Origin of the sequence: Shewanella sp. SR43-4 (assembly GCF_014163845.1) — a bacterium.
Lineage (GTDB): Bacteria > Pseudomonadota > Gammaproteobacteria > Enterobacterales > Shewanellaceae > Shewanella > Shewanella vesiculosa.
Genome location: NZ_JACJEB010000001.1, coordinates 1 through 21,064 on the forward strand (window position 1 = coordinate 1; position 21,064 = coordinate 21,064).

General features: G+C 41.8%; 15 protein-coding genes and 2 tRNA genes. 9 read left to right on the forward strand and 8 right to left on the reverse strand.

Annotation, left to right across the window (positions count from 1 at the left end; genetic code table 11):
- Window positions 1-433: 433 nt before the first annotated feature.
- Window positions 434-1,288: a CDP-diacylglycerol--serine O-phosphatidyltransferase gene (gene pssA, locus H5123_RS00005; RefSeq protein WP_259395561.1), complete on the reverse strand. Its 855-nt coding sequence runs from the start codon at window positions 1,286-1,288 to the stop codon at window positions 434-436.
- Between the two features lie 99 nt (window positions 1,289-1,387).
- On the opposite strand from pssA, the gene H5123_RS00010 reads away from it, so the two are divergent.
- On the forward strand, window positions 1,388-1,831 hold the full coding sequence (locus H5123_RS00010) for a DUF4124 domain-containing protein (RefSeq protein WP_182696646.1): 444 nt from the start codon (window positions 1,388-1,390) through the stop codon (window positions 1,829-1,831).
- Window positions 1,832-1,893: 62 nt separating this feature from the next.
- On the opposite strand, the gene clpB is transcribed toward H5123_RS00010, so the two are convergent.
- The 3 genes from clpB to rluD form a co-directional block, all read right to left on the reverse strand.
- Window positions 1,894-4,467, reverse strand: coding sequence for an ATP-dependent chaperone ClpB (gene clpB, locus H5123_RS00015; RefSeq protein ID WP_124018017.1), 2,574 nt, complete (start codon window positions 4,465-4,467; stop codon window positions 1,894-1,896).
- 165 nt (window positions 4,468-4,632) lie between these two features.
- The gene (gene pgeF, locus H5123_RS00020; protein WP_182696647.1) at window positions 4,633-5,361 is read right to left on the reverse strand and encodes a peptidoglycan editing factor PgeF; all 729 of its coding nucleotides are present in this window, start codon (window positions 5,359-5,361) and stop codon (window positions 4,633-4,635) included.
- The gene (rluD, locus tag H5123_RS00025; protein ID WP_124018019.1) at window positions 5,361-6,335 is read right to left on the reverse strand and encodes a 23S rRNA pseudouridine(1911/1915/1917) synthase RluD; all 975 of its coding nucleotides are present in this window, start codon (window positions 6,333-6,335) and stop codon (window positions 5,361-5,363) included. The genes pgeF and rluD overlap by 1 nt, the downstream gene beginning before the upstream one ends.
- 123 nt (window positions 6,336-6,458) lie before the next feature.
- Between rluD and H5123_RS00030 the strand changes: the two genes are divergently transcribed.
- From H5123_RS00030 to H5123_RS00040, 3 genes are all read left to right on the forward strand, one after another.
- Window positions 6,459-7,220, forward strand: coding sequence for an outer membrane protein assembly factor BamD (locus tag H5123_RS00030; RefSeq protein ID WP_124018020.1), 762 nt, complete (start codon window positions 6,459-6,461; stop codon window positions 7,218-7,220).
- Window positions 7,221-7,537: 317 nt separating this feature from the next.
- Window positions 7,538-7,613, forward strand: a tRNA-Phe gene (locus H5123_RS00035).
- Window positions 7,614-7,673: 60 nt separating this feature from the next.
- A tRNA-Leu gene (locus tag H5123_RS00040) sits at window positions 7,674-7,760 on the forward strand.
- 146 nt (window positions 7,761-7,906) lie between these two features.
- On the opposite strand, the gene recJ is transcribed toward H5123_RS00040, so the two are convergent.
- The 4 genes from recJ to brnQ form a co-directional block, all read right to left on the reverse strand.
- A complete protein-coding gene (gene recJ / locus H5123_RS00045) occupies window positions 7,907-9,631 on the reverse strand; it encodes a single-stranded-DNA-specific exonuclease RecJ (protein ID WP_182696648.1) in 1,725 nt (574 codons plus the stop codon).
- A 115-nt stretch (window positions 9,632-9,746) separates the two neighbouring features.
- The gene (gene dsbC / locus H5123_RS00050; RefSeq protein WP_124018022.1) at window positions 9,747-10,475 is read right to left on the reverse strand and encodes a bifunctional protein-disulfide isomerase/oxidoreductase DsbC; all 729 of its coding nucleotides are present in this window, start codon (window positions 10,473-10,475) and stop codon (window positions 9,747-9,749) included.
- Between the two features lie 127 nt (window positions 10,476-10,602).
- Window positions 10,603-11,508, reverse strand: a complete 906-nt coding sequence (xerD, locus tag H5123_RS00055; protein ID WP_182696649.1) for a site-specific tyrosine recombinase XerD — start codon at window positions 11,506-11,508, stop codon at window positions 10,603-10,605.
- 89 nt (window positions 11,509-11,597) lie between these two features.
- Window positions 11,598-12,929: a branched-chain amino acid transport system II carrier protein gene (gene brnQ, locus H5123_RS00060; RefSeq protein ID WP_235781757.1), complete on the reverse strand. Its 1,332-nt coding sequence runs from the start codon at window positions 12,927-12,929 to the stop codon at window positions 11,598-11,600.
- A 479-nt stretch (window positions 12,930-13,408) separates the two neighbouring features.
- Here brnQ and H5123_RS00065 point away from each other — a divergent pair, with 479 nt between their 5' ends.
- The 5 genes from H5123_RS00065 to H5123_RS00085 all read left to right on the forward strand — a co-directional run bounded on the left by H5123_RS00065 (window position 13,409) and on the right by H5123_RS00085 (window position 21,005).
- Complete coding sequence (locus H5123_RS00065; RefSeq protein ID WP_182696650.1) at window positions 13,409-14,164, forward strand: tRNA1(Val) (adenine(37)-N6)-methyltransferase; 756 nt, start codon at window positions 13,409-13,411, stop codon at window positions 14,162-14,164.
- 53 nt (window positions 14,165-14,217) lie between these two features.
- Window positions 14,218-15,438 (forward strand): ATP-dependent RNA helicase SrmB, encoded by a 1,221-nt coding sequence (gene srmB / locus H5123_RS00070; RefSeq protein WP_124018025.1) that lies wholly within the window; start codon window positions 14,218-14,220, stop codon window positions 15,436-15,438.
- 452 nt (window positions 15,439-15,890) lie between these two features.
- On the forward strand, window positions 15,891-17,090 hold the full coding sequence (locus H5123_RS00075) for an efflux RND transporter periplasmic adaptor subunit (RefSeq protein WP_182696895.1): 1,200 nt from the start codon (window positions 15,891-15,893) through the stop codon (window positions 17,088-17,090).
- Between the two features lie 2 nt (window positions 17,091-17,092).
- A complete protein-coding gene (locus H5123_RS00080) occupies window positions 17,093-20,245 on the forward strand; it encodes an efflux RND transporter permease subunit (RefSeq protein ID WP_182696651.1) in 3,153 nt (1,050 codons plus the stop codon).
- Window positions 20,246-20,390: 145 nt separating this feature from the next.
- Window positions 20,391-21,005, forward strand: coding sequence for a TatD family nuclease-associated radical SAM protein (locus tag H5123_RS00085; RefSeq protein WP_182696652.1), 615 nt, complete (start codon window positions 20,391-20,393; stop codon window positions 21,003-21,005).
- The last annotated feature ends 59 nt before the right edge of the window (window positions 21,006-21,064 follow it).

The following is a 21,064-nucleotide window of genomic DNA, read 5'->3' on the forward strand; positions in this document are numbered from 1 at the left end:
CAAACTTTCTTTTCGCCTTGAATCCAGTGATATGAACCACTTAACTCAACCCAACTCGGTAACCGCTTTCGCTGTCTGCCGTGTCAGTGGATGCGCATTATAGGCACCACAAGATTTTGTGCAAGGCCTTTTTAAACGTTTTTAGCAAAACCGCATTCAACCGAACACTATTCAAACAACGCAGTACTAAAATCATTCAATGAGGTTTATTTTTATGCAAAATAGCTATTAGTAACTGGAACCTTGCAATCACCCAGATCCGCTTTTAATACTAATAGGGATAAAAACTATAGTACAAACTTTAAGGATTGGACGAAAAAGACATCATTTTATTCAGTTTTGCGAGAAAATGTTAGCTGGCTTTACTCTTTATACCTATTAGCAATAACGGTGAACCCTGTTGATAAGCACTATGCTAATAATTGAGTGTATTCTAAGTTTCACTTTTCTTATTTGCATTATGACTATTACCACCTGCGTGAGTGATGTCATTAGACGAATCTGGAATTGGGGTTTGTTGTAGGTCTGGTGCGATCGGCTCATCACCAACCATGTGCGCTACTTTTAACTTCTTTATGGTGTTAATAGTAATCACAGGACCAGATAGTGCATATATATAGAAACCAAGGCAAAGGATAATAGCAGGTTCAACAGAGATAATGACAAATACCCCCACCAGCAATAACATCACGACAAAATTCACTTTTCCTCGCCAATCAACTTCCTTAAACGAGTGATAGCGAAAATTACTGACCATGAGCAGTCCAGTCATTGTCGTTATTAATGCCGCGAGATAATTTATGTCTGTAGGATCGAGCTTATATTCGGATCCACTCCAAATACTGCCAGCAATTAATGCCGCAGCAGCTGGACTGGCAAGGCCTTGAAAAAATCGTTTGTCAGCAACACCAACCTGAGTATTAAATCGAGCTAATCTTAATGCTGCGCATGCACAATAGATAAATGCCGCTAACCAACCTATTTTACCTAAATCCTGTAAAGCCCAGTTGTAGACAAGAATAGCTGGAGCCATACCAAATGAGACCATATCGGCCAAGCTATCATATTCAGCACCAAAATCACTTTGAGTATTTGTTAGCCTAGCAACCCTGCCATCAAGTCCGTCACAAATCATGGCAATAAAGATAGCAATAGCAGCAGACTCGAAGTGACCATTCATAGATGAAATGACAGCATAGAAACCGGAAAACAATCCAGCTGTGGTAAATAAGTTAGGTAATAAGTAAATACCTTTATTTTTTACTGGGTGATTGGGTGAATTTTGCATACACTTTATACACTATCGTTGCAGATGTTGGATTTATACTCAAAGATAGCATATTTTGAAACGTTCAAGCATAACGTCAATTAGCTCTAGGATACTCAAATGGGAATTATGCGTTTAGTTATCAGTTTAGCCGCTTTAGCATTTAGCACATCCTTATTAGCAGGGACTATTTACACTTGGGTAGATGATGCTGGAGTTGTACATTACAGTCAGCAACAACCCTCAAATGTAGATGCTCGCAAAATTTATACTGAAGATATGGAACCCGCAAAAATTGGCACTTATGTGCCCCAAAAAAAATCTTCTACTAAGGTTGAGACTGAACTAGAGAAATCGGCAAAAATTATCAACGAAAAAGATAAGCAACAAGCCAAAGATATCTGTGAAAATGCTAAACATAGCCTCAGTGTGTTACAGACTCACAGCAAGTTAAATCAACAAAATAAAGACACTGGTGAGACTGTTGCGATGACGGAAGAGCAAAGACAAGCTGCAATAGCCGAAAATACCGAGCGAGTCAGCTTATTTTGTCAGAGTCAATAATCGAAAAAGGGAGCAAATGCTCCCTTTGTTATAACCACTTTAGATGTCCAGGTTAGCGAGTCTTATTGAATGAAGGCTAGCTTGCCATCTTCCACAACGACTTTAATCATTTTACCTGGCAGTAATTGGCCGCGAAGTAGTTTTTGCGCTAAAGGATTTTCTACTTCTTGTTGCAATGCTCGTTTTAATGGCCTTGCACCATATACAGGATCAAATCCAGCTTCAGCAATTAAAGATAATGCGTCATCAGATAACTCTATATCGAACTCTTTTTCAATCAAACGCTTGCGCAGTAACTCGAATTGAATACTGGCAATGTGTTTAATGTTTTCTGCATCTAAGGGATGGAATACCACAGACTCATCGATGCGATTTAAAAACTCAGGACGAAAACTCTGCATCACCACATTCATGACTCCCGCTTTCATATCCTCATAACTTGTATGACCAAAGCCCTCTTGGATAATATCTGAACCGAGATTTGAGGTCATGATGATAACAGTGTTTTTAAAGTCAACCGTTCTGCCTTGGCCGTCGGTTAACCGACCATCATCTAAGACTTGCAGTAATACATTAAATACGTCTGGATGTGCTTTCTCAACTTCATCTAACAAAATGACTGAGTAAGGTTTACGTCGAACGGTTTCGGTTAAATATCCACCTTCTTCATAGCCAACATAACCTGGAGGTGCACCAACTAGACGAGAGACTGTGTGCTTTTCCATAAACTCAGACATATCAATACGCACCAAGGCTGACTCAGTATCAAACAAAAACTTGGCTAATGCTTTGCACAACTCAGTTTTACCAACACCGGTTGGACCAAGAAATAAAAACGAGCCGATTGGACGTTGAGGATCAGCAAGTCCTGCACGACTTCGACGAATGGCATTAGCGACTGCATCAACAGCTTCATTTTGACCAATAACACGATGATGAAGCGCATCTTCCATGTGCAATAGCTTTTCTCGTTCACCTTCAAGCATTTTTGATACCGGTATACCGGTAGCTTTTGATAACACTTCGGCAATTTCAACATCGGTCACTTTATTGCGCAGCAATGTCATGTCTTGCATTTCAGCCTGTGAGGCTAAATCTAACTGTTTTTCAAGTTCAGGGATCCGTCCATACTGCAATTCTGACATCCGCGTTAAATCACCCGCACGCCTAGCCACCTCTAGGTCCATTCTTGCCTGTTCTAAATCGGCTTTAATGTGTTGGGTGCCCGCTAATGCAGCTTTTTCGGTGTGCCAAATTTCATTCATCTCAGCCGCTTTACTTGCAACGTCTCTTAACTCAAGTTGCAAAAACTCGAGACGTTTACGGCTGGCCTCATCAGACTCTTTACTTAACGCCTGCTCTTCTAATTTAAGCTGAATAGCACGACGCTCTAATCGATCGAGAGCTTCAGGTTTAGAGTCAATTTGCATTCTAATACTCGACGCAGCTTCATCAATTAAGTCGATGGCTTTATCGGGTAGTTTTCGATCAGAAATATAACGATGTGACATAGTTGCCGCGGCTACAATGGCAGGATCGGTAATTTCCACATGGTGATGTAATTCGTAGCGCTCTTTTAAACCACGTAAAATAGCAATAGTGTCTTCAACACTGGGCTCATCAACAATCACTTTTTGAAAGCGACGTTCTAGTGCTGCATCTTTTTCAATATATTGACGATATTCATCCAGAGTTGTTGCACCGACACAATGTAAATCACCGCGTGCTAATGCAGGTTTGAGCATATTACCCGCATCCATTGCCCCCTCACCTTTACCTGCGCCGACCATGGTATGCAGCTCATCAATAAAGAGAATGACTTGGCCTTCTTCTTGAGAGAGTTCATTTAATACCGCTTTTAAGCGTTCTTCAAATTCGCCGCGATATTTGGCGCCCGCTATTAACGAGCCCATGTCTAATGATAATACCCGTTTATTTTTAATCCCTTCAGGGACTTCACCATTAACAATGCGTTGTGCTAAGCCTTCGACAATAGCCGTTTTACCTACACCGGGCTCACCAATAAGTACTGGGTTATTTTTAGAACGGCGTTGTAAAACTTGGATCGTGCGGCGGATTTCTTCGTCACGGCCAATAACAGGGTCTAATTTACCTTGTTCTGCGCGTTCGGTTAAATCAACGGTAAACTTTTTCAGTGCTTGACGTTGATCTTCTGCATTAGGATCATCGACTTTCTGTCCACCGCGCATATCTTCAATGGTTTTTTCCATTAATTCTTTAGTCGCACCAGAATCTTTTAAGGCTTTGGCAAGCGGATCGTTATTTTCCAATGCAGCCAAAACAAAGAGTTCTGATGAAATATATTTATCTTTACGTTTTTGGGCCAGTTTGTCGCACAGGTTAAGTAATCGAATTAATCCTTGCGCCAACTGGACATCCCCACCCGTGCCTTCAACTTGCGGTAAACGCTCTAAGTCTTGGCTAATTGCAGAGCGAAGCGCGCTTACGCGAATGCCCGCTTGAGTGAGTAGAGAATGAATAGAGCCAGAATCTTGATTTAATAGTGCCATCATTAAATGAATAGGTTCAATAAATTGATGGTCGCGCCCCAATGCTAATGATTGGGCATCAGAAATGGCAATTTGAAACTTATTAGTCATACGATCGAGTCTCATACAACCTCCTAGGAATCTGATACTGATAAAATGGGAAATTAATTCAGAAACGAATAATTTGTTAACTTAAAGATGGGGCCATTTAATGTAAATTCAAGGTTAAAACTTAATCTAGATCAACAAATCGATTATTTTTTAGACTTGGATACTGTCAATAATAGCAGGCTAAGATTTAAGCCAAATTAATGATGCCATTCGACCTGTTTGCTGATCGCGGCGATAGGAAAAAAAATGTGGATCTGCAAAGGTACAAACATTGGCATTATAGGTTTGATGTACACCAGCTGCAGATAAGCGCAACTTAGCTAATCCGACTAAATCTCCGAAATATTTGGTGTTATGAGGAATAAAGCACTTTGAAGCCTGTGGATCTTTACTCATAAAAGCATCGCGCACTTCACTACCCACTTCAAATGCACTAGGGCCAATTGCTGGTCCAAAGTAAGCGATTAATGTTGCCGCTGGAGACTGAAACATCGCTAATGCTTGCTCGATTACTCCCTCACATAAGCCACGCCAACCAGCATGAACAGCAGCAACTTCAGTGCCCTGTTGATTACATAATAATATCGGTAAACAATCCGCCGTCATTACCGCACACACATGACCAAACTGATTACTGTAACTGCCATCGGCAAAGGTTAAAGCACTATCAGCCGTCAATGTTTGAAGTTCGACAATGTTAGTACCATGAACTTGCTCGAGCCAAGTAGGCTCTGCCGGTAATGCAAATTGCTGACTTAATATCGCACGATTAGTCAATACATCTTGAGGCTTGTCGCCTACATGTAAGCCTAAATTTAAACTATCAAAAGGACTAACACTAACACCACCAAAGCGATTTGTTATCGCAATGGCAACATTTTCAGGTATTGGCCAATCGTGCTTAAGCATTATAAATAAACTATCGGGTTCAGCTCAGTGTCAACTCGTAGTGCTTTTGTCAGCTCAACCATGTCATCAGGAATAGGCGCATGCCAAGTCATGATTTCACAGGTAAACGGATGAGCAAGTTCTAAACGCACCGCGTGTAAAGCTTGACGCTTAAAACCTTTGAGTAATTCAAAAAACTCAGGGCTAGCTGACTTAGGTGGGCGAGGACGGCCACCATAAACAGGATCGCCAACTAACTCATGACCAATATGCGCCATATGAACACGAATTTGATGTGTACGACCAGATTCCAAACGTAAACGTAAACGAGTATGAGCACGGAATTTTTCAGCCACACGGTAATGAGTCACCGATGGGCGACCACCATGGATCACTGCCATTTGAGTACGTCGAGTAGCATGACGCTCGATAGGTTCATCAACCGTGCCACCAGCAGTCATAGTGCCCAATACAATCGCTTCGTATTCACGAACAATATCGCGAGCTTGTAATGCGGCAACTAAATGTGTTTGCGCTTCAACAGTTTTGGCTACAACCATTAACCCAGTGGTGTCTTTATCTAAACGGTGCACGATACCAGCGCGTGGAACGAGCTCGATACTAGGACAATGATGCAACAGTGCATTCATCAATGTGCCGTCGGCATTGCCCGCACCAGGATGCACAACTAAACCTGCTTGCTTATTAACCACGATAATATGATCATCTTCATAAATAATATCGAGATCGATTTTTTGCGCTTGTGCACGCACTTCTTCTTCAAGAGTGGCGGTCACTTCAATCAGTTGAGTTTCGAAAACCTTTTCCCGTGGCTTGTCGACTGTGATACCGTCAACAGTAATTGCACCAGATAGGATCCATTCCTTGATGCGTGTGCGCGAGTAGTCAGGGAACAAACCAGCTAATGCTTGGTCTAATCTCAGACCAGTTTGTGTTGCTGTTATCTCGCTTTTTAGATTAATCTCTTGTGTCATAGGAACCGTACCCCAGTTTAGGGGTCCAAAGTGAATGTGCTATCTGTTACAATCGGATGTTTTCTATTTTACCGTGAAATGGAAAAATTCTTAACAACAACTTAAAAAGAATTAAATTCAAGTATGAATAAAATTGCCAAAGGTGCCGCCCTAGTATTACTTTCACTGGCTATAACAGCCTGTAGTAGCAGTCCTGAAGACGATGATGTTGCCAGTAAAGCATCACCTGAGGTCCTGTATTCTCAAGCAAGAACGTCAATGGAATTAGGTAATTACTCTAAAGCCGTCCGTTCACTTGAAGCATTGGACTCTCGTTTTCCATTTGGTCCGCACAAAACTCAAGTTCAATTAGACTTGATTTATGCGTATTACAAAATGGATGATGCTGCATCAGGACTTGCCAATATTGATCGCTTTTTACGCCTCAATCCAACGCATCCTAATATAGATTACGTCTATTATATGCGTGGTTTAACGAATATGCAGGCAGATAATTACTTATTTCACGATTTAATGAATATTGATCGTACCGATCGTGATCCTAAATATGCCCAAGATGCATTTAAAGATTTCGATAGATTGATTAAATCGTATCCAGACAGTAAGTATTCTGCTGATGCACAACAACGTATGCAGTTCTTAAAGAACCGTTTAGCTAAGTATTCTATCCAAGTTGCTGAATATTATATCAAAATGAATGCATGGAGTGCTGCTGCTGTTCGTGCTCAATCAGTGATGGAGAAGTTTCCAGGAACGCCTTCAACCGAACGAGCATTAGAAATTATGGCTCAAGCGTATGAGGAGCTAGGTCAGGAAAAGCTTCAACAAAACGTCAAAACAGTAATGAAAGCTAATTTTCCAAATAATGAGCTTGTATCTAACTAGTCAAATGACAGCAACTGGTATTTAGTATTAAACGCTCCTAGGAGCGTTTTTTTATACCTAACTCAACAATATCAGCAGATCTCATCGCTACATAGTTAACGGTATTTTTACTTTGCGTGCTGATGCCACGGGTAAAAAAGGCACCTTAACATCATTTAATCCACTAACCATCATGAAATGCAATATTGATTACAATACGATGCTTTGGCCGAATAATATTCGATACGACCAAAATACGTTCAAATGAAACAAATTTTGATAAAAACATTAAAAACAAGTTGACTCAACAGGTCAAAATCCTTTAAATTGCGTCCGTCGCCCGAATAGCTCAGTCGGTAGAGCAGAGGATTGAAAATCCTCGTGTCCCTGGTTCGATTCCGGGTTCGGGCACCATATTGATATTGGTGGCTACTGCGACTAATAAAAATAAAGTTATTTCGCGATACATGTTTTGCACGTGTGGTGGAATTGGTAGACACGTCAGCTTCAGGTGCTGATGCTCGCAAGGGCGTGGAGGTTCAAGTCCTCTCACCTGTACCAAATAACTTTATAAGATTTAACAAAAAGGCCTCGCATTGCGAGGCCTTTTTGTTTTAGTTGTATCGACAAGTTAACGCTACAGTGCTGTTGGTCTTAGAACACAGAACAAACCTAAAGCTCTAAGCTAAATAACAGTTAAATTGCGATCACAAGGGTTCAATGTAATCCACCATTAACTGCACGGTTTGGTTACCTCTAAACTCATTCACATCAAGCTTATAAACCACGCGAGCATGTTTAATCGTTGCATCTGGCCATATGGCTAAGTCCACATTAAAGGCAATTGCATCTAACATAGTGCTGCCACACTGCGTCTCTAATAATAGCTTTAAATGTTTCTCGCCGACGATACGCTGCTGGACAACATTAAACATGCCATCAAATAGCGGCTCTTCAAATGACTGCCCCCAAGGCCCAGCATTACGTAATAAAAAGGCCATATCGAGCGTCATTAAATCACTCGGTAACTCACCATCAGACAGAAGCTCTCCTGTGAGTTGCTCATAATCTAATACCTCCCTCACGGCATCATCAAAGGCTTGGGTAAAGAGTTCAAACACATCAGCTTTTAACGAGAGTCCTGCCGCCATCGCATGGCCGCCAAATTTAGTTATCATCCCTGGATAGAGGCTATTGATACGCTCGAGCACATCGCGCATGTGCAAGCCTTTAATTGAACGAGCCGAGCCTTTAATCGTCCCATCACCGGCATCAGCAAAAGCAATAACCGGCCGATGATAGCGATCCTTAATCCGTGAGGCCAAAATACCAATCACCCCTTGATGCCAATCATCCTGAAAGATAGCAATCCCCCAAGGTAAATGATCCTCATTTAGTGATACTTTCGATAGACTCTTTAATGCCTCTTGCTGCATACCCGTTTCAAGTTCACGGCGCTCTTGGTTCAAGCCATCTAATTCGGCAGCCATTCTTCTTGCAAGCATGATGTCTTCACACAGTAAGATCTCAACCCCTAAAGCCATTTCATCCAAACGACCAGCAGCATTTAATCTGGGGCCCACCGCGAATCCAAAATCGGCGGCAACCATCTTTTCAGGGCTACGTTTTGCCACTTCAAGTAAAGTAGTAATACCGACACGACAACGACCACTTCTAACACGCTGTAAACCTGCATTAACTAAAATACGATTATTAGTGTCTAGCGACACCACATCAGCAACCGTCCCTAGAGCGACAATATCCAATAATGAGCCGAGATTAGGCTCTACAATGTGTTGTAGTTGATACCAATTACGTTGCCTTAATTCGGCGCGCAGTGCTGACATAAGATAAAATGCCACCCCAACACCAGCAATAGACTTACTGGCAAACTGACACCCTGGCTGGTTTGGATTTACAATAACATCAGCGTTAGGCAAGGTATTACCGGGCAAGTGATGATCTGTCACGACAACGGTCATCCCCAATAACTTGGCTGCAGCCACGCCTTCAATCGAAGAGATACCATTATCAACAGTAATTAATACATCAGCATTTTTAGAGTATGCCACGGCAACAATTTCAGGACTTAAACCATAGCCATAATCAAAACGGTTTGGAATGAGATAATCAATATGCTGAGCCCCCATCATTTTCAGTGCCAACATACATACACTGGTTGAGGTAGCACCATCAGCGTCAAAATCCCCAACTATGAGTATCGACCGCTGAGCAGCAATGGCATCGGCAATGACAATGGCAGCTTCCGCTAGCCCTTTCATCGTCTCGGGGCGTAATAACTTACTGAGTAATAAATCACAGTTGTCTTCAGTCACGCCACGGCGAGCATAAAGTTGTTTCAATAATGGTGATAATGAGGCGGGTAAATGGCTATCATCAACCTGAGGACGTCGGACTATTCTATGAGACAAAAGGCAACCTTAACCGGGTAATATGAGAAATAAGCATAACAAAAAGGTGAGCCTAAGCTCACCTTAATTTTACGTTTTTAGCACACGTTTTACGACATTGATTTATCAATATGCTTTATAAGTTTGCTTCTATCGTACGTAATAAGTCAGCTGGCGCTTGATAACCCGGCACCATAACACCATTTTCTAAAATCAACGCAGGAGTACCGTTAATACCAAAAGATGTGCCTAACTTATACTGGGCAGCGATATCGATATCACAACTCGCGGCAGTGACCTTACCACCTGACTTTGCTTCTGACATCGCTTTGAGAGGATCTTTAGCACACCATACCGCTTGCATCTCATCAGCATTAGCAGAAGGAATACCCGCACGAGGATATGCTAAATAGCGAATGGTAATACCTAAATCATTATAGCCTTGCATCTGACTGTGTAGCTTACGGCAATAACCACAATCGACATCAGTAAACACAGTGACAACGTGTTTCTCATTTTTAGCTTTATAAACCAACATCTCATCTTCAAATGGTTTCAACAATTCGATACGAGGACCGGCCAATGCAGCCTCGGTTAAATTTTTCATCCCTTTGTCGATATCATACAGATTGCCATGAAACAGCTTAGCGCCATCTTTGGTTACGTATAACACTCCACGATCGGTTAGTACTTGATATAAACCATCAATTGGAGATTGTTGAATTAACGACACGTTGACACCCAAGGTATCTGTAAGCTTTTGCTTTAATGCAGATTCATTTGAGACATCAGTCGCAGGTGCAGCTGACACAATAGGAGCAATAACAAGGCTGGCAACAAGGGCTAATGTTTTGGTTAACTTCATGATAATTCCTAAATGGCACGGGTTCAGTTCAATAGACCCGACTTAGTGAATAAAACTTACAGACTTAGTTTCGTTAACGCAACTAGACTGACATGCTTAAAATGTAACGATTTGATCATTATCGCACTCAACCGCGCGGATGATGCTGGCTATGCAACTGCTGTAAACGCACTTTCGCTACATGAGTATATATTTGCGTGGTGGATAAATCACTATGTCCCAATAAAAGTTGGACAACCCGAAGATCTGCCCCGTGATTCAATAAATGAGTAGCAAAAGCATGGCGTAACGTATGCGGTGATATATGACAGCTAATCCCCGCCCTTGCAGCATACAACTTAACCCGATGCCAAAAGGTTTGCCGTGTCATCATTTGCCCTCGTCGTGATGGAAATAATACATCAGACTGCTTCATACTTAATAACTCAGCACGAGCAAACTTGATGTACTGCTCAACGGCTGAAATAGCCAACTCACCTAAAGGAACTAAGCGCTCTTTGCCGCCTTTACCCATCACCCTGACCAAGCCTTGGCGCAAACTAATTTGCTCCATGGTTAAACTGACCAACTCGGTTACACGCAAGCCGGTGGCATATAAGAGTTCCAACATGGCTTTATCACGATGCTCAATAGGCTCATCGGTATTCGGCTCAGATAATAAGCTGTCAATTTGTGCCTCCGACAAGGTATCAGGTAGTTGACGCGCGAGTTTTGGCGACTTAATTAATGCGGTCGGATCTTGGCTAATTTTTTGCTTCACTAATAAGTAAGCATAAAAACGCCGTAAACTGCTAAGCAATCTAGCGGTACTGCTTTTGGCAAATTGTTTATCAAAGCGCATAGCTAGATAGTCGCGTAATTGGGCTTGGTCAACATCGAGTAAATGGATCCCTTTAGCCGATACATAACGATCCAAATGTTGTAAATCAGTACGATAGGACACCAAAGTATTGTCACTTAACCCCTTGGTTGACCAGAGATCATCAAGAAACTGGTTAATTAATGGATCCGGTTGATAAGCAGGTTTGGCCAAAGCATTATCCAATAAATAATAAAAAACAACGTTAGATAATTTATCATAACGTCGTTATATTGATGGGTATATTATGACTTATTTAAAGTTTAAATATCGGCTTTTTGAGGCATATTTTTAGGTAAAAACAAACACACTATCGCCGTTAACGCCGTGGGTAGCAACCAAGCCATTCCCTCGGCATGCAATGGCATAAAATCAAGGAAACTCATGTCCATACCAGCGGTTTGTAACCCGTCAAAAATACCAAAAAATAGTGCAACACTTAACACAATACGATGCGAAAACTCAGGTCTAGCAAAACGCTCTGTTAAAAACGTTACTAATACCAAGGCTATGGCGACTGGGTAAATGGTCATTAGCACTGGAATACTAATGCTAATTAACTGAGTTAACCCAACGTTAGCAACGGTAGCACAAATCACACTGAGCAAAACGACCAACAATTTATAAGACAAGCTTGGCATTAACTCGTTAAAAAATTCAGAACAAGCTGTGACTAAACCAACCGCAGTCGTTAAGCATGCTAGCGTTACTACCGTTGACAACATTAATGTGCCAATTGAGCCAAAATGATAAGTGACATAATTAGTTAAAATTTGACCACCATTGTCTGCGCCAATAGCAAAATCGCCAGCAGATGCACCAAGATAAAATAGCGACACATACACAAACGCGAGACCACCAGCAGCAATAAAGGCTGCACGGACTAAATACTTAGTTTGATCGGCAGCGTCGTTAACACCTTTTTTGCGTAACAAATCAATAATCAACATACCAAACATCAATGATGCCAGGGTATCCATGGTGTTATAGCCTTCAATTATCCCTTTTGTTAATGGATTATTAATATACTCACCAACGGGTAAATTTACCGCTGCACCGGGGAGAATAATCACTGAACTGGCTAAACCTACTAATAATATAATTAATACTGGAGTAAGTATTTTACCTACGCTATCGAGTAATTTGCCTGGAAATAAAGATAAAAACATCACAACAGAGAAAAACACTAACGTATAAATCAATTGCGCAATATTAAACTCTTGCCCACCGAGCAGCATCAATGCATCAGGGTGACTAATAAACGGTCTTGCACCAATTTCAAACGCCACCAAAGCGGTACGCGGGGCGGCAAATGCAGGGCCAATAATAATATAAATCGCCACTGCTAATGCGGTGGCAGCAAAGGCTGGTAATAACGCCATCACTTTACCGTTGGCTTTCGCCACGGCGATTAAGCCTATCAAAGGCATTCCTACTGCAGTTATTAAGAATCCAAACATTGCAAAAGACATATTCTCGCCAGCAAGCATGCCAGCAAAAGGTGGGAAAATTAAGTTACCCGCACCTAAAAAGAACGCAAAGGTCATAAAGCCTAACCCTAGCGTATCAGTTACACTCATTTTAGTTGTTTGCACTACTAGCCTCGTTTTATTGTTATGTTTTTTAACAAACCTAATTGATTACGCTTTAATTAGCTACTGATGAGCTGAACGAACAATAAATTGTAAAGTTAAAAATACACTTAAAAATAGTAAAACTTTTTTTGAAAGTAACGAAATAAATCGCTAGCTCAGTACTCAGCATCACATCCCTGTCAAAACAGTCTTAATTAGACCTTTTACTCAGCTTTAAGCCTAAAAAAGTGCGCAAACTAATAGCAAACATCGCTTAAATACTCAAGCTTCAGCACCTCATAAAAGCAAAATAAACGATTTAGTTACTATTTATGGCAAGACTTGCGCACATATTCACCACACCTATGAATGTTAAGTTAATTAACATAACAAAAAATCAACCACGATAGAGGTCGGTAATTAAAACGCGACAGTAAAAACTAAAGCAGTTATGATCTCGCCCGAGTCATTCAAACAGCCGAAAGAGTAATCAATTATCTATGTCTTTTACGTTTAAACAATTTCATATTGATGATAAAGAATGTGGTATGGCTGTTAGTACAGATGCGGTTTTACTCGGAGCTTGGGCTGAATTAACACAGTCGAACCATATTCTTGATATTGGTGCAGGAAGTGGCTTACTCAGCCTAATGGCGGCCCAGCGCAGTCCTGAACACCGCCGTATTATTGCTGTAGAAATAGACGCTGCAGCAGCTAATGCTTGCCAACATAATATTAGACAAAGCCCTTGGCCTGAAACGGTACAACTCTTCCATGGTGCAATTCAAGATTTTCAACTACAGCACCTCAACGATTCGGCGCCATTATTTGATCATATTATTTGTAACCCGCCCTACTTTGAGCAAGGTACCCAGGCTAAAAATAGCGCTCGAGCAGACGCAAGACACACGAACACCTTGTCTTTCGGTGAGTTACAAAGCGTGATCAGCAAATTACTTGCTCCCCAGGGCACTGCAAGTGTTATTTTACCGCAACAAAGTTTAGCGAGCTTTACACAACAACTTAATGCTTATGGTCTATTCGTTGCCAAGCAACTTGATATCATTAGCATTGAGGGAAAGCTCGCTAACCGATCAATATTGGCCATTCAGCATCACCTAGCGGTAACTGAACAACCAATATTGACTGTTCTACCGGTTGAAACTCAGTATCAGCAGATGACGATCCGCGATAAACAAGGGCGATACAGCGAAACGATGATAGATTTATGCCGCCCATTCTACTTAAAGCTTTAGCCTACTCATTAGGTCAGCTATAATACTCAACTATTTTTCAGCGAGACCAGCGCATGCAATTTGAAGATTTCCAGCTCGACCCTAGCTTATTAGAGTCACTCAAGGCCATGGGACACAACACCCCTACCACTATTCAGCAGCAAACCATTCCATTGGCCATGGATCAGCGGGATATTTTAGCGCGTGCGCCAACAGGCACCGGTAAAACGGCCAGTTTTTTACTGCCAGCTTTACAGCATCTTATCGATTTCCCACGCCGTTTTGAGGGTCAAGCACGTATTTTAGTGCTGACACCAACTCGCGAATTAGCCAGTCAAATTCATCGTTATGCGAGTCACTTAGCAACAGGGCTTGATCTCAACATCGTTATTATTACCGGTGGTGTGCCATATGGCCCACAAGAAGAAGCTCTTGCAGACAATGTTGATTTATTAATCGCTACCCCAGGTCGATTAATGGAATATTTAGATAAAGATAAATTTGACGCGACTGAAGTTGAAATTTTAATTATTGATGAAGCTGACCGCATGCTCGATATGGGGTTCTCATCAGTCGTGCAATCAATTGCCATCGAAGCTCAGGGTCGAAAACAGAATATGTTGTTCTCTGCCACGCTTGAAGGTAATGGGGTCAATCGTTTTGCACGTGAATTGTTAAACGATCCCGTAATGGTCGATGTTGAAGCACCGCGCAGTGAAAAAGCCAAAGTACATCAGTGGGTACACTTGGCCGATGATCAAGCTCATAAATTTGCCTTGTTGTGTCATATTCTTCAACAAGAAAATGTTAAACGCACCATAGTGTTTGTTAAAACGCGCGAAATGGTTGCCAGCCTTGAAGGCCTATTACTCAAAGCGAATATCCCTTGTGCATTTATGCGCGGCGATATGGAACAGAAAAAGCGCTTCCAAGCACTTGGACGTTTCTCTAAAGGCGAGGTCAATGTGCTATTGGCCACTGATGTTGCAGCTCGCGGTATTGATGTTGATGACATTACTCATGTGATTAACTTTGACATGCCTCGCTCTGCTGATGCATATGTTCATCGCATTGGGCGAACTGCACGTGCTGGTGCAAAGGGCACTGCAATTTCCTTAGTTGAAGCACATGACATGCGCATAGTGTCTAAAATTGAACGCTACATTGAGCTCCCGCTAAAACGCCGTGTTATTGAAGAGCTTCGCCCTAAGCACAAAGAAGCCAAGGTGCCAGGAAAGAAAAAAGCCAACGCAAAAGATGCTCGAGTGAAATCAAAAAAATACAAGAAAAAGTAGTATTTAGGTTTATCTAGGCTTCCTTAGACAGCCTTAACTAGACAGCATTAAAGCGAATTACTCTGTAATTCGCTTTTTTTATATCTAAACCGTTATATATCATTATTAACTAGAGGCAATAGAGCAAGAAAGTGTCAACAAATGTTAATTTCAGCTCAAAAAACACCCAGGCAAATATTTCAACCTAAGCAACTAATTAATAACAATTTAAAATTTAATGGTATGGTATACCCCGATACGAACACCGTAAAAAAATCAATTTACTGATATTTCGGGACCAAATGATAAAAAACATGAAACCCTGAAACATTTTATTTACATTAAGCTATTCAGATACGCTTCATACTCTGTTAATTTAGAGATAATGAGTAAAAATATTAATCAGTAAAACTTGTTAGCCAACGTAGTTAACAATCTTTCAGCATTATTTCAGCATGGATACGCAAAAAGAAATGATAAAAACCATACTTAGAAGATTATCACCGCTATTGATCATCGCCGTGTTTGCCGCCGCAGCGATATTATTAGTCAGCACCAAAGAAGCCCCTGAACAAAAAGATGAAGTGATCAGTGTGCCGATTATTAATGTGCAAACCGTCACCCCGCAAACCTTGTCGCTGAACTTACCATCATACGGCGTAGTGAATCCTAAGTATAAAACCCAGTTAGTCACAGAAGTTCAAGGACGCTTACTCAGTATTTCAGCTAACTTTGTTGCTGGTGGTGTGGCTAAAAAAGGTGAGCAACTTGCCATTATAGAGCCGTCAGATTATGAAGCCGACCTCATGCAGGCTGAAGCAACGCTTGCTCAAGCGACGGCGGCATTGAATGAAGAAAAAGCCCGCGGCGAAGTCGCTAAAATTGAATTTAAAGATTTTGGTAACGGCTTACCACCAGAGCTGGGATTACGTATCCCACAACTCAAAAAAGAACAAGCTAACGTTAAATATGCCGAAGCAGCACTAGCCCGTGCACAACGAAACTTAGCCCGCACCGTTATCCGAGCACCATTTGACGGTATCATTAAGGCGCGTAATGTTGACTTAGGTCAGTACGTTACACTAGGAACTAATTTAGGCGAGCTATACGACACCAGTATTGCTGAAATTAGATTGCCTTTAGCAAATGAAGATCTCGCGTATTTAGAGTCTGTTGATAATCCTGAAACTGCAGTCACATTGACTGCATTGTTAGCCGGCAAGCAAGTCACTTGGCAAGGCGAAATTGTTCGCAGCGAAAACGTTATCGACGAACAAACTCGCATGGTATATCTGGTCGCAGAAATACATGACCCGTATTTACGTAACCATAAAACCGAAGGCCAATTACCGTTAAAATACGGCAGCTTTGTTAACGCAGTGATTACTGGGCGAACGGTGAATGATGTGGTAAAGCTGCCGCGTCACGTAGTGCGCAATGGTCAAGTAGCAGTGGTTAGCGCAGACAATATTATCGAAATACGCCCTGTGAATATTATTCGTTCAGACGTTGACAATATTTATATTCAAGGCAGTTTCAAAGCAAATGAGCGCGTATCAACCACGAGTATTAACAGCTTGAATGCCGGTCAGAAAATAAAAGTACTCGGCGAAGAAAGCAAGATCACTCCAGTCGATACTGACATCCAAGTCGCGCCGACGGCAGGTGAATAAGCATGGAAACGAATAAAGGAATTATCGCCTGGTTTGCTCGCAACAGTGTCGCGGCCAACTTACTCATGGCAGCATTGCTTATTGGCGGTTTGTTTAGTGCCGTTCTTATTAATAAAGAAATATTTCCAACCTTCGAATTAAACCTCATCAATATTAATGTGGCCTATCCAGGTGCTGCGCCACAAGAAATTGAAGAAGGGATTAATATTAAAATCGAAGAAGCAATTCAAGATATTAGCGGCATCAAAAAAGTCACGTCAGTTGCCAGCGACAGTGTGGGCTCGGTGACCATTGAAGTTGAAGACGGTTACGATGTTCAGCAAGTCCTAGATGAAGCTAAGTTGCGTATTGATGCTATTGCCACCTTCCCAGATAACATCGAAAAACCTAATATTTACCAAATAAAGCCAGAAAACAATGTTATTTGGGTATCTGTCTATGGCGACATGAGCCTACATGACATGAAGGAAATGGCTAAAGCAATCAGAGACGACATCACCGACTTACCTGCAGTTACTCGCGCAAAAGTCACTGGTGTTCGCGACTACGAAATTGGTATTGAGCTGTCTGAAGACAAACTGCGCGAATATGGCATTACTTTCACCCAAGTGGCATTAGCGGTTCAAAACTCATCCATTGATTTGCCCGGTGGATCAATTCGTGCCCAAGACGGTGACATTCTTCTGCGGACTAAAGGCCAAGCTTATACTGCCGATGATTTTGCCCAAATAGTGGTAGAAACCCGTGCCGATGGCAGCCGAATTATGCTACCGCAAGTGGCCACCATTAATGATGATTTTGAAGAGCGTTTAGAATACACCCGCTTTAACGGCAAGCCCGCTGCAGTCATTGAAATCACCAGTATTGACGATCAAAACGCGTTAGATATTTCGTCGCAAGTTAAAGCTTATGTCGCTGAACGAAAAAAAACCTTACCGAACAATATTCAACTGGATACCTGGGGTGATTTAACCCACTACTTGCAAGGCCGTTTGAACATGATGCTGTCGAACATGTTTTACGGTGCTCTATTAGTGTTTATTATTTTAGCCTTATTCTTAGATCTTAAACTGGCCTTTTGGGTGATGATGGGCCTGCCTGTGTGTTTTTTAGGCACCATGTTATTAATGCCGCTTGAACCATTTAATATGTCGATCAACATGTTGACACTGTTTGCATTTATTCTCGTGCTAGGGATCGTGGTCGATGACGCCATTGTCATCGGAGAAAGCGCCTATACCGAGCTAGAAGAAAACGGCCACTCTTTAGATAATGTGGTAAAAGGAGTGCAAAAAGTAGCAATGCCTGCCACATTTGGGGTACTTACTACCATTGCCGCCTTTGTACCTATGATCATGGTCTCCGGCCCCATGGGTATCATTTGGAAATCCATCGGCATGGTGGTGATTTTATGTTTAGCATTTTCGTTGATTGAATCAAAATTGATTTTACCGGCGCATTTGGCTCACATGAAAATCAAAAAACGCACCACACCAACTAATCCTTTCTCGCGGCTTAAATTTGCCATCAATGAATGGTTACAGCACTTTATCCACCACACTTATCGTCACTTTTTAGAGCGTTGCATTTCGCGTCGTTACAGCGTAGTGGCGGTATTTGTTGGGGTACTGATTTTGTCACTTGCATTAGTACAAAGCGGCAAAGTGCGCTGGGTTTTCTTTCCTGATATTCCGTCGGACTTTATTCAAGTTCAGCTTGAAATGGAAGAAGGCAGCTCTGAGCAAAATACCTTAAAAGTACTGCAACAAGTCGAAGATGCGTTATATAAAATGAACACTAAGCTTGAAGAACAGTACGGTTACCCTATGGTAAAGCATAGCTATATCGAATTGAAATCACGCAGCAGTGCCTTTGTATTTACCGAACTGACTAAAGGCGAAGACCGTGAAATCGACGGTGTCGCAATTGCTGAAGAATGGCGTAAACAGTTACCGGAATTATTATCGGTTAAAAAACTTAATATCAATGCTAGCACCAACGATGCCGGTGGTGACTTATCATTCCGCTTAACGGCAACGGACTTAGACCAGTTATCTGAAGCCGCTAAAGTGCTTAAAGCAAAACTGGCTACCTATGAAGGCGTGTATGATATTACCGATAACTTCTCATCGGGTTCACACGAAATCCGCTTAAACATTCGTCCAGAAGCTGAAGCACAAGGATTAACACTGTCAGATTTAGCACGCCAAGTTCGTTATGGCTTTTATGGTTATGAAGCCCAACGAATTTTACGTAATAAAGAAGAAGTCAAAGTCATGGTGCGTTACCCACTAGAACAACGTCGTACTATGGGTGATCTTGAAAACATGCTGATCCGCACTCCATCTGGCGCCTCGGTGCCATTTTCAACCGTAGCCGATATCGAACTGGGTGAGTCGTACGCATCGATCACTCGGGTTGATGGTCGCCGAGCGATCACCATTAGCGCCAATGTGAATAAAAACAATGTTGAACCATCAAAAGTGGTCGCCGAAATTCAGCAAGACTTCTTGCCAGAATTAACCGCGCGTTTCCCCAAAGTGGCTTCGGCTTTGGATGGCGGCAGCTTGGATGAGCAAAATGCCATGCTCGGTTTAGCCCAAGGCTTCTTCTTTGCCATGTTCACTATTTATGCCTTAATGGCCATCCCATTAAAGTCGTACACACAACCGTTAATCATTATGTCGGTTATTCCGTTTGGTATGATTGGCGCCTTGTTTGGCCATTATATTCTCGGGCTTTCAATGAGTGTGCTGAGCTTATGTGGCATTGTGGCACTCGCTGGAGTGGTGGTAAACGACTCGCTTATTTTAGTCGACTTTGTTAACCGAGCGCGTGAAGAAGGCAAGTCGCTACTGCAATCGGCTATCGATTCTGGTTGTTACCGTTTTAGAGCGATTATCTTAACCTCACTCACCACTTTTGTTGGCTTAGTGCCCATCATTATGGAAAAAAGCTTACAGGCTAAAATTGTTATTCCAATGGCGACATCACTAGCATTCGGTATTTTATTCTCTACCGTAGTGACGCTAATTCTAGTGCCGATTTTATACATTATTCTTGATGATATAAAACGCCTATGGCGTCGATTTTTCTCTTGGTGGTGGCAACCTAAAACCCTTGCTGACCCCTTAGGTTCTGACAAGCACCATTAAGCCAATGAAACTCGATTATTAACCTAAAAAAACAGAGCTGACATGGCTCTGTTTTTTTTGCTTTAAAAACTGCGAGCTAAGCAACATAGTCACGCTGAATATTTAGCTAGAATACTCGCTATAATCTTGATGATAAAAAGCCATTATGAACACCTCCTCAGCCATACCAACCTTAGTTTACGATATAGGTCATCACCGTTATCTGAACATTACCGCAAGATGTACCCTAAGATGCCAGTTCTGTCCTAAGCATAATGGCTCTAAGCAAATACATGAATATGACTTATCCTTGTCTCAACGTATTACAGCTGACGATATATTCCCACTATTGGGTAATGTGCAGGAAGTAGCAGAATATGTTTTTTGCGGTTTTGGTGAACCCACCTTAAACCTTGAGTGTTTGCTGCAGGTTGCACACGTGATAAAAGCCCAAGGTGGACGTGTAAGGCTAAATAGCGATGGCTTGGGTAACCATTTTCATCGCCGTAATATTTTACCCGAGCTAAGCCAATGTGTAGACAGTCTATCAATTTCACTTAATGCCGATACCCCTGAAGCATACCAGCAACATTGCCGGCCTAAACTAGCAGGGTCCTATGAAGCGTTACTTGAATTTATTCATCTTGCGCCGAAATTCATACCTGAAGTACATGTCAGTGCTATCAACGGGCTGGCTAATGTAAACATTGAACATTGCCGCAATATCGCTGAAAAAAACGGCGCAATATTTAAACAACGCGAGTTAGATATAATCGGTTAAACAAATCTATTCGATTAGTGCACAGACATTTTCGCCAACGCCGGCTTCATGCTAGTATT

Excerpts from the sequence above, each read along its gene's own strand:
- pssA (WP_259395561.1), bottom strand. The coding sequence starts at position 1,288 with ATGCAAAATTCACCCAATCACCCAGTAAAAAATAAAGGTATTTACTTA.
- H5123_RS00010 (WP_182696646.1), top strand. The coding sequence starts at position 1,388 with ATGGGAATTATGCGTTTAGTTATCAGTTTAGCCGCTTTAGCATTTAGC.
- clpB (WP_124018017.1), bottom strand. The coding sequence starts at position 4,467 with ATGAGACTCGATCGTATGACTAATAAGTTTCAAATTGCCATTTCTGAT.
- pgeF (WP_182696647.1), bottom strand. The coding sequence starts at position 5,361 with ATGCTTAAGCACGATTGGCCAATACCTGAAAATGTTGCCATTGCGATA.
- rluD (WP_124018019.1), bottom strand. The coding sequence starts at position 6,335 with ATGACACAAGAGATTAATCTAAAAAGCGAGATAACAGCAACACAAACT.
- H5123_RS00030 (WP_124018020.1), top strand. The coding sequence starts at position 6,459 with ATGAATAAAATTGCCAAAGGTGCCGCCCTAGTATTACTTTCACTGGCT.
- dsbC (WP_124018022.1), bottom strand. The coding sequence starts at position 10,475 with ATGAAGTTAACCAAAACATTAGCCCTTGTTGCCAGCCTTGTTATTGCT.
- H5123_RS00065 (WP_182696650.1), top strand. The coding sequence starts at position 13,409 with ATGTCTTTTACGTTTAAACAATTTCATATTGATGATAAAGAATGTGGT.
- srmB (WP_124018025.1), top strand. The coding sequence starts at position 14,218 with ATGCAATTTGAAGATTTCCAGCTCGACCCTAGCTTATTAGAGTCACTC.
- H5123_RS00075 (WP_182696895.1), top strand. The coding sequence starts at position 15,891 with ATGATAAAAACCATACTTAGAAGATTATCACCGCTATTGATCATCGCC.
- H5123_RS00080 (WP_182696651.1), top strand. The coding sequence starts at position 17,093 with ATGGAAACGAATAAAGGAATTATCGCCTGGTTTGCTCGCAACAGTGTC.
- H5123_RS00085 (WP_182696652.1), top strand. The coding sequence starts at position 20,391 with ATGAACACCTCCTCAGCCATACCAACCTTAGTTTACGATATAGGTCAT.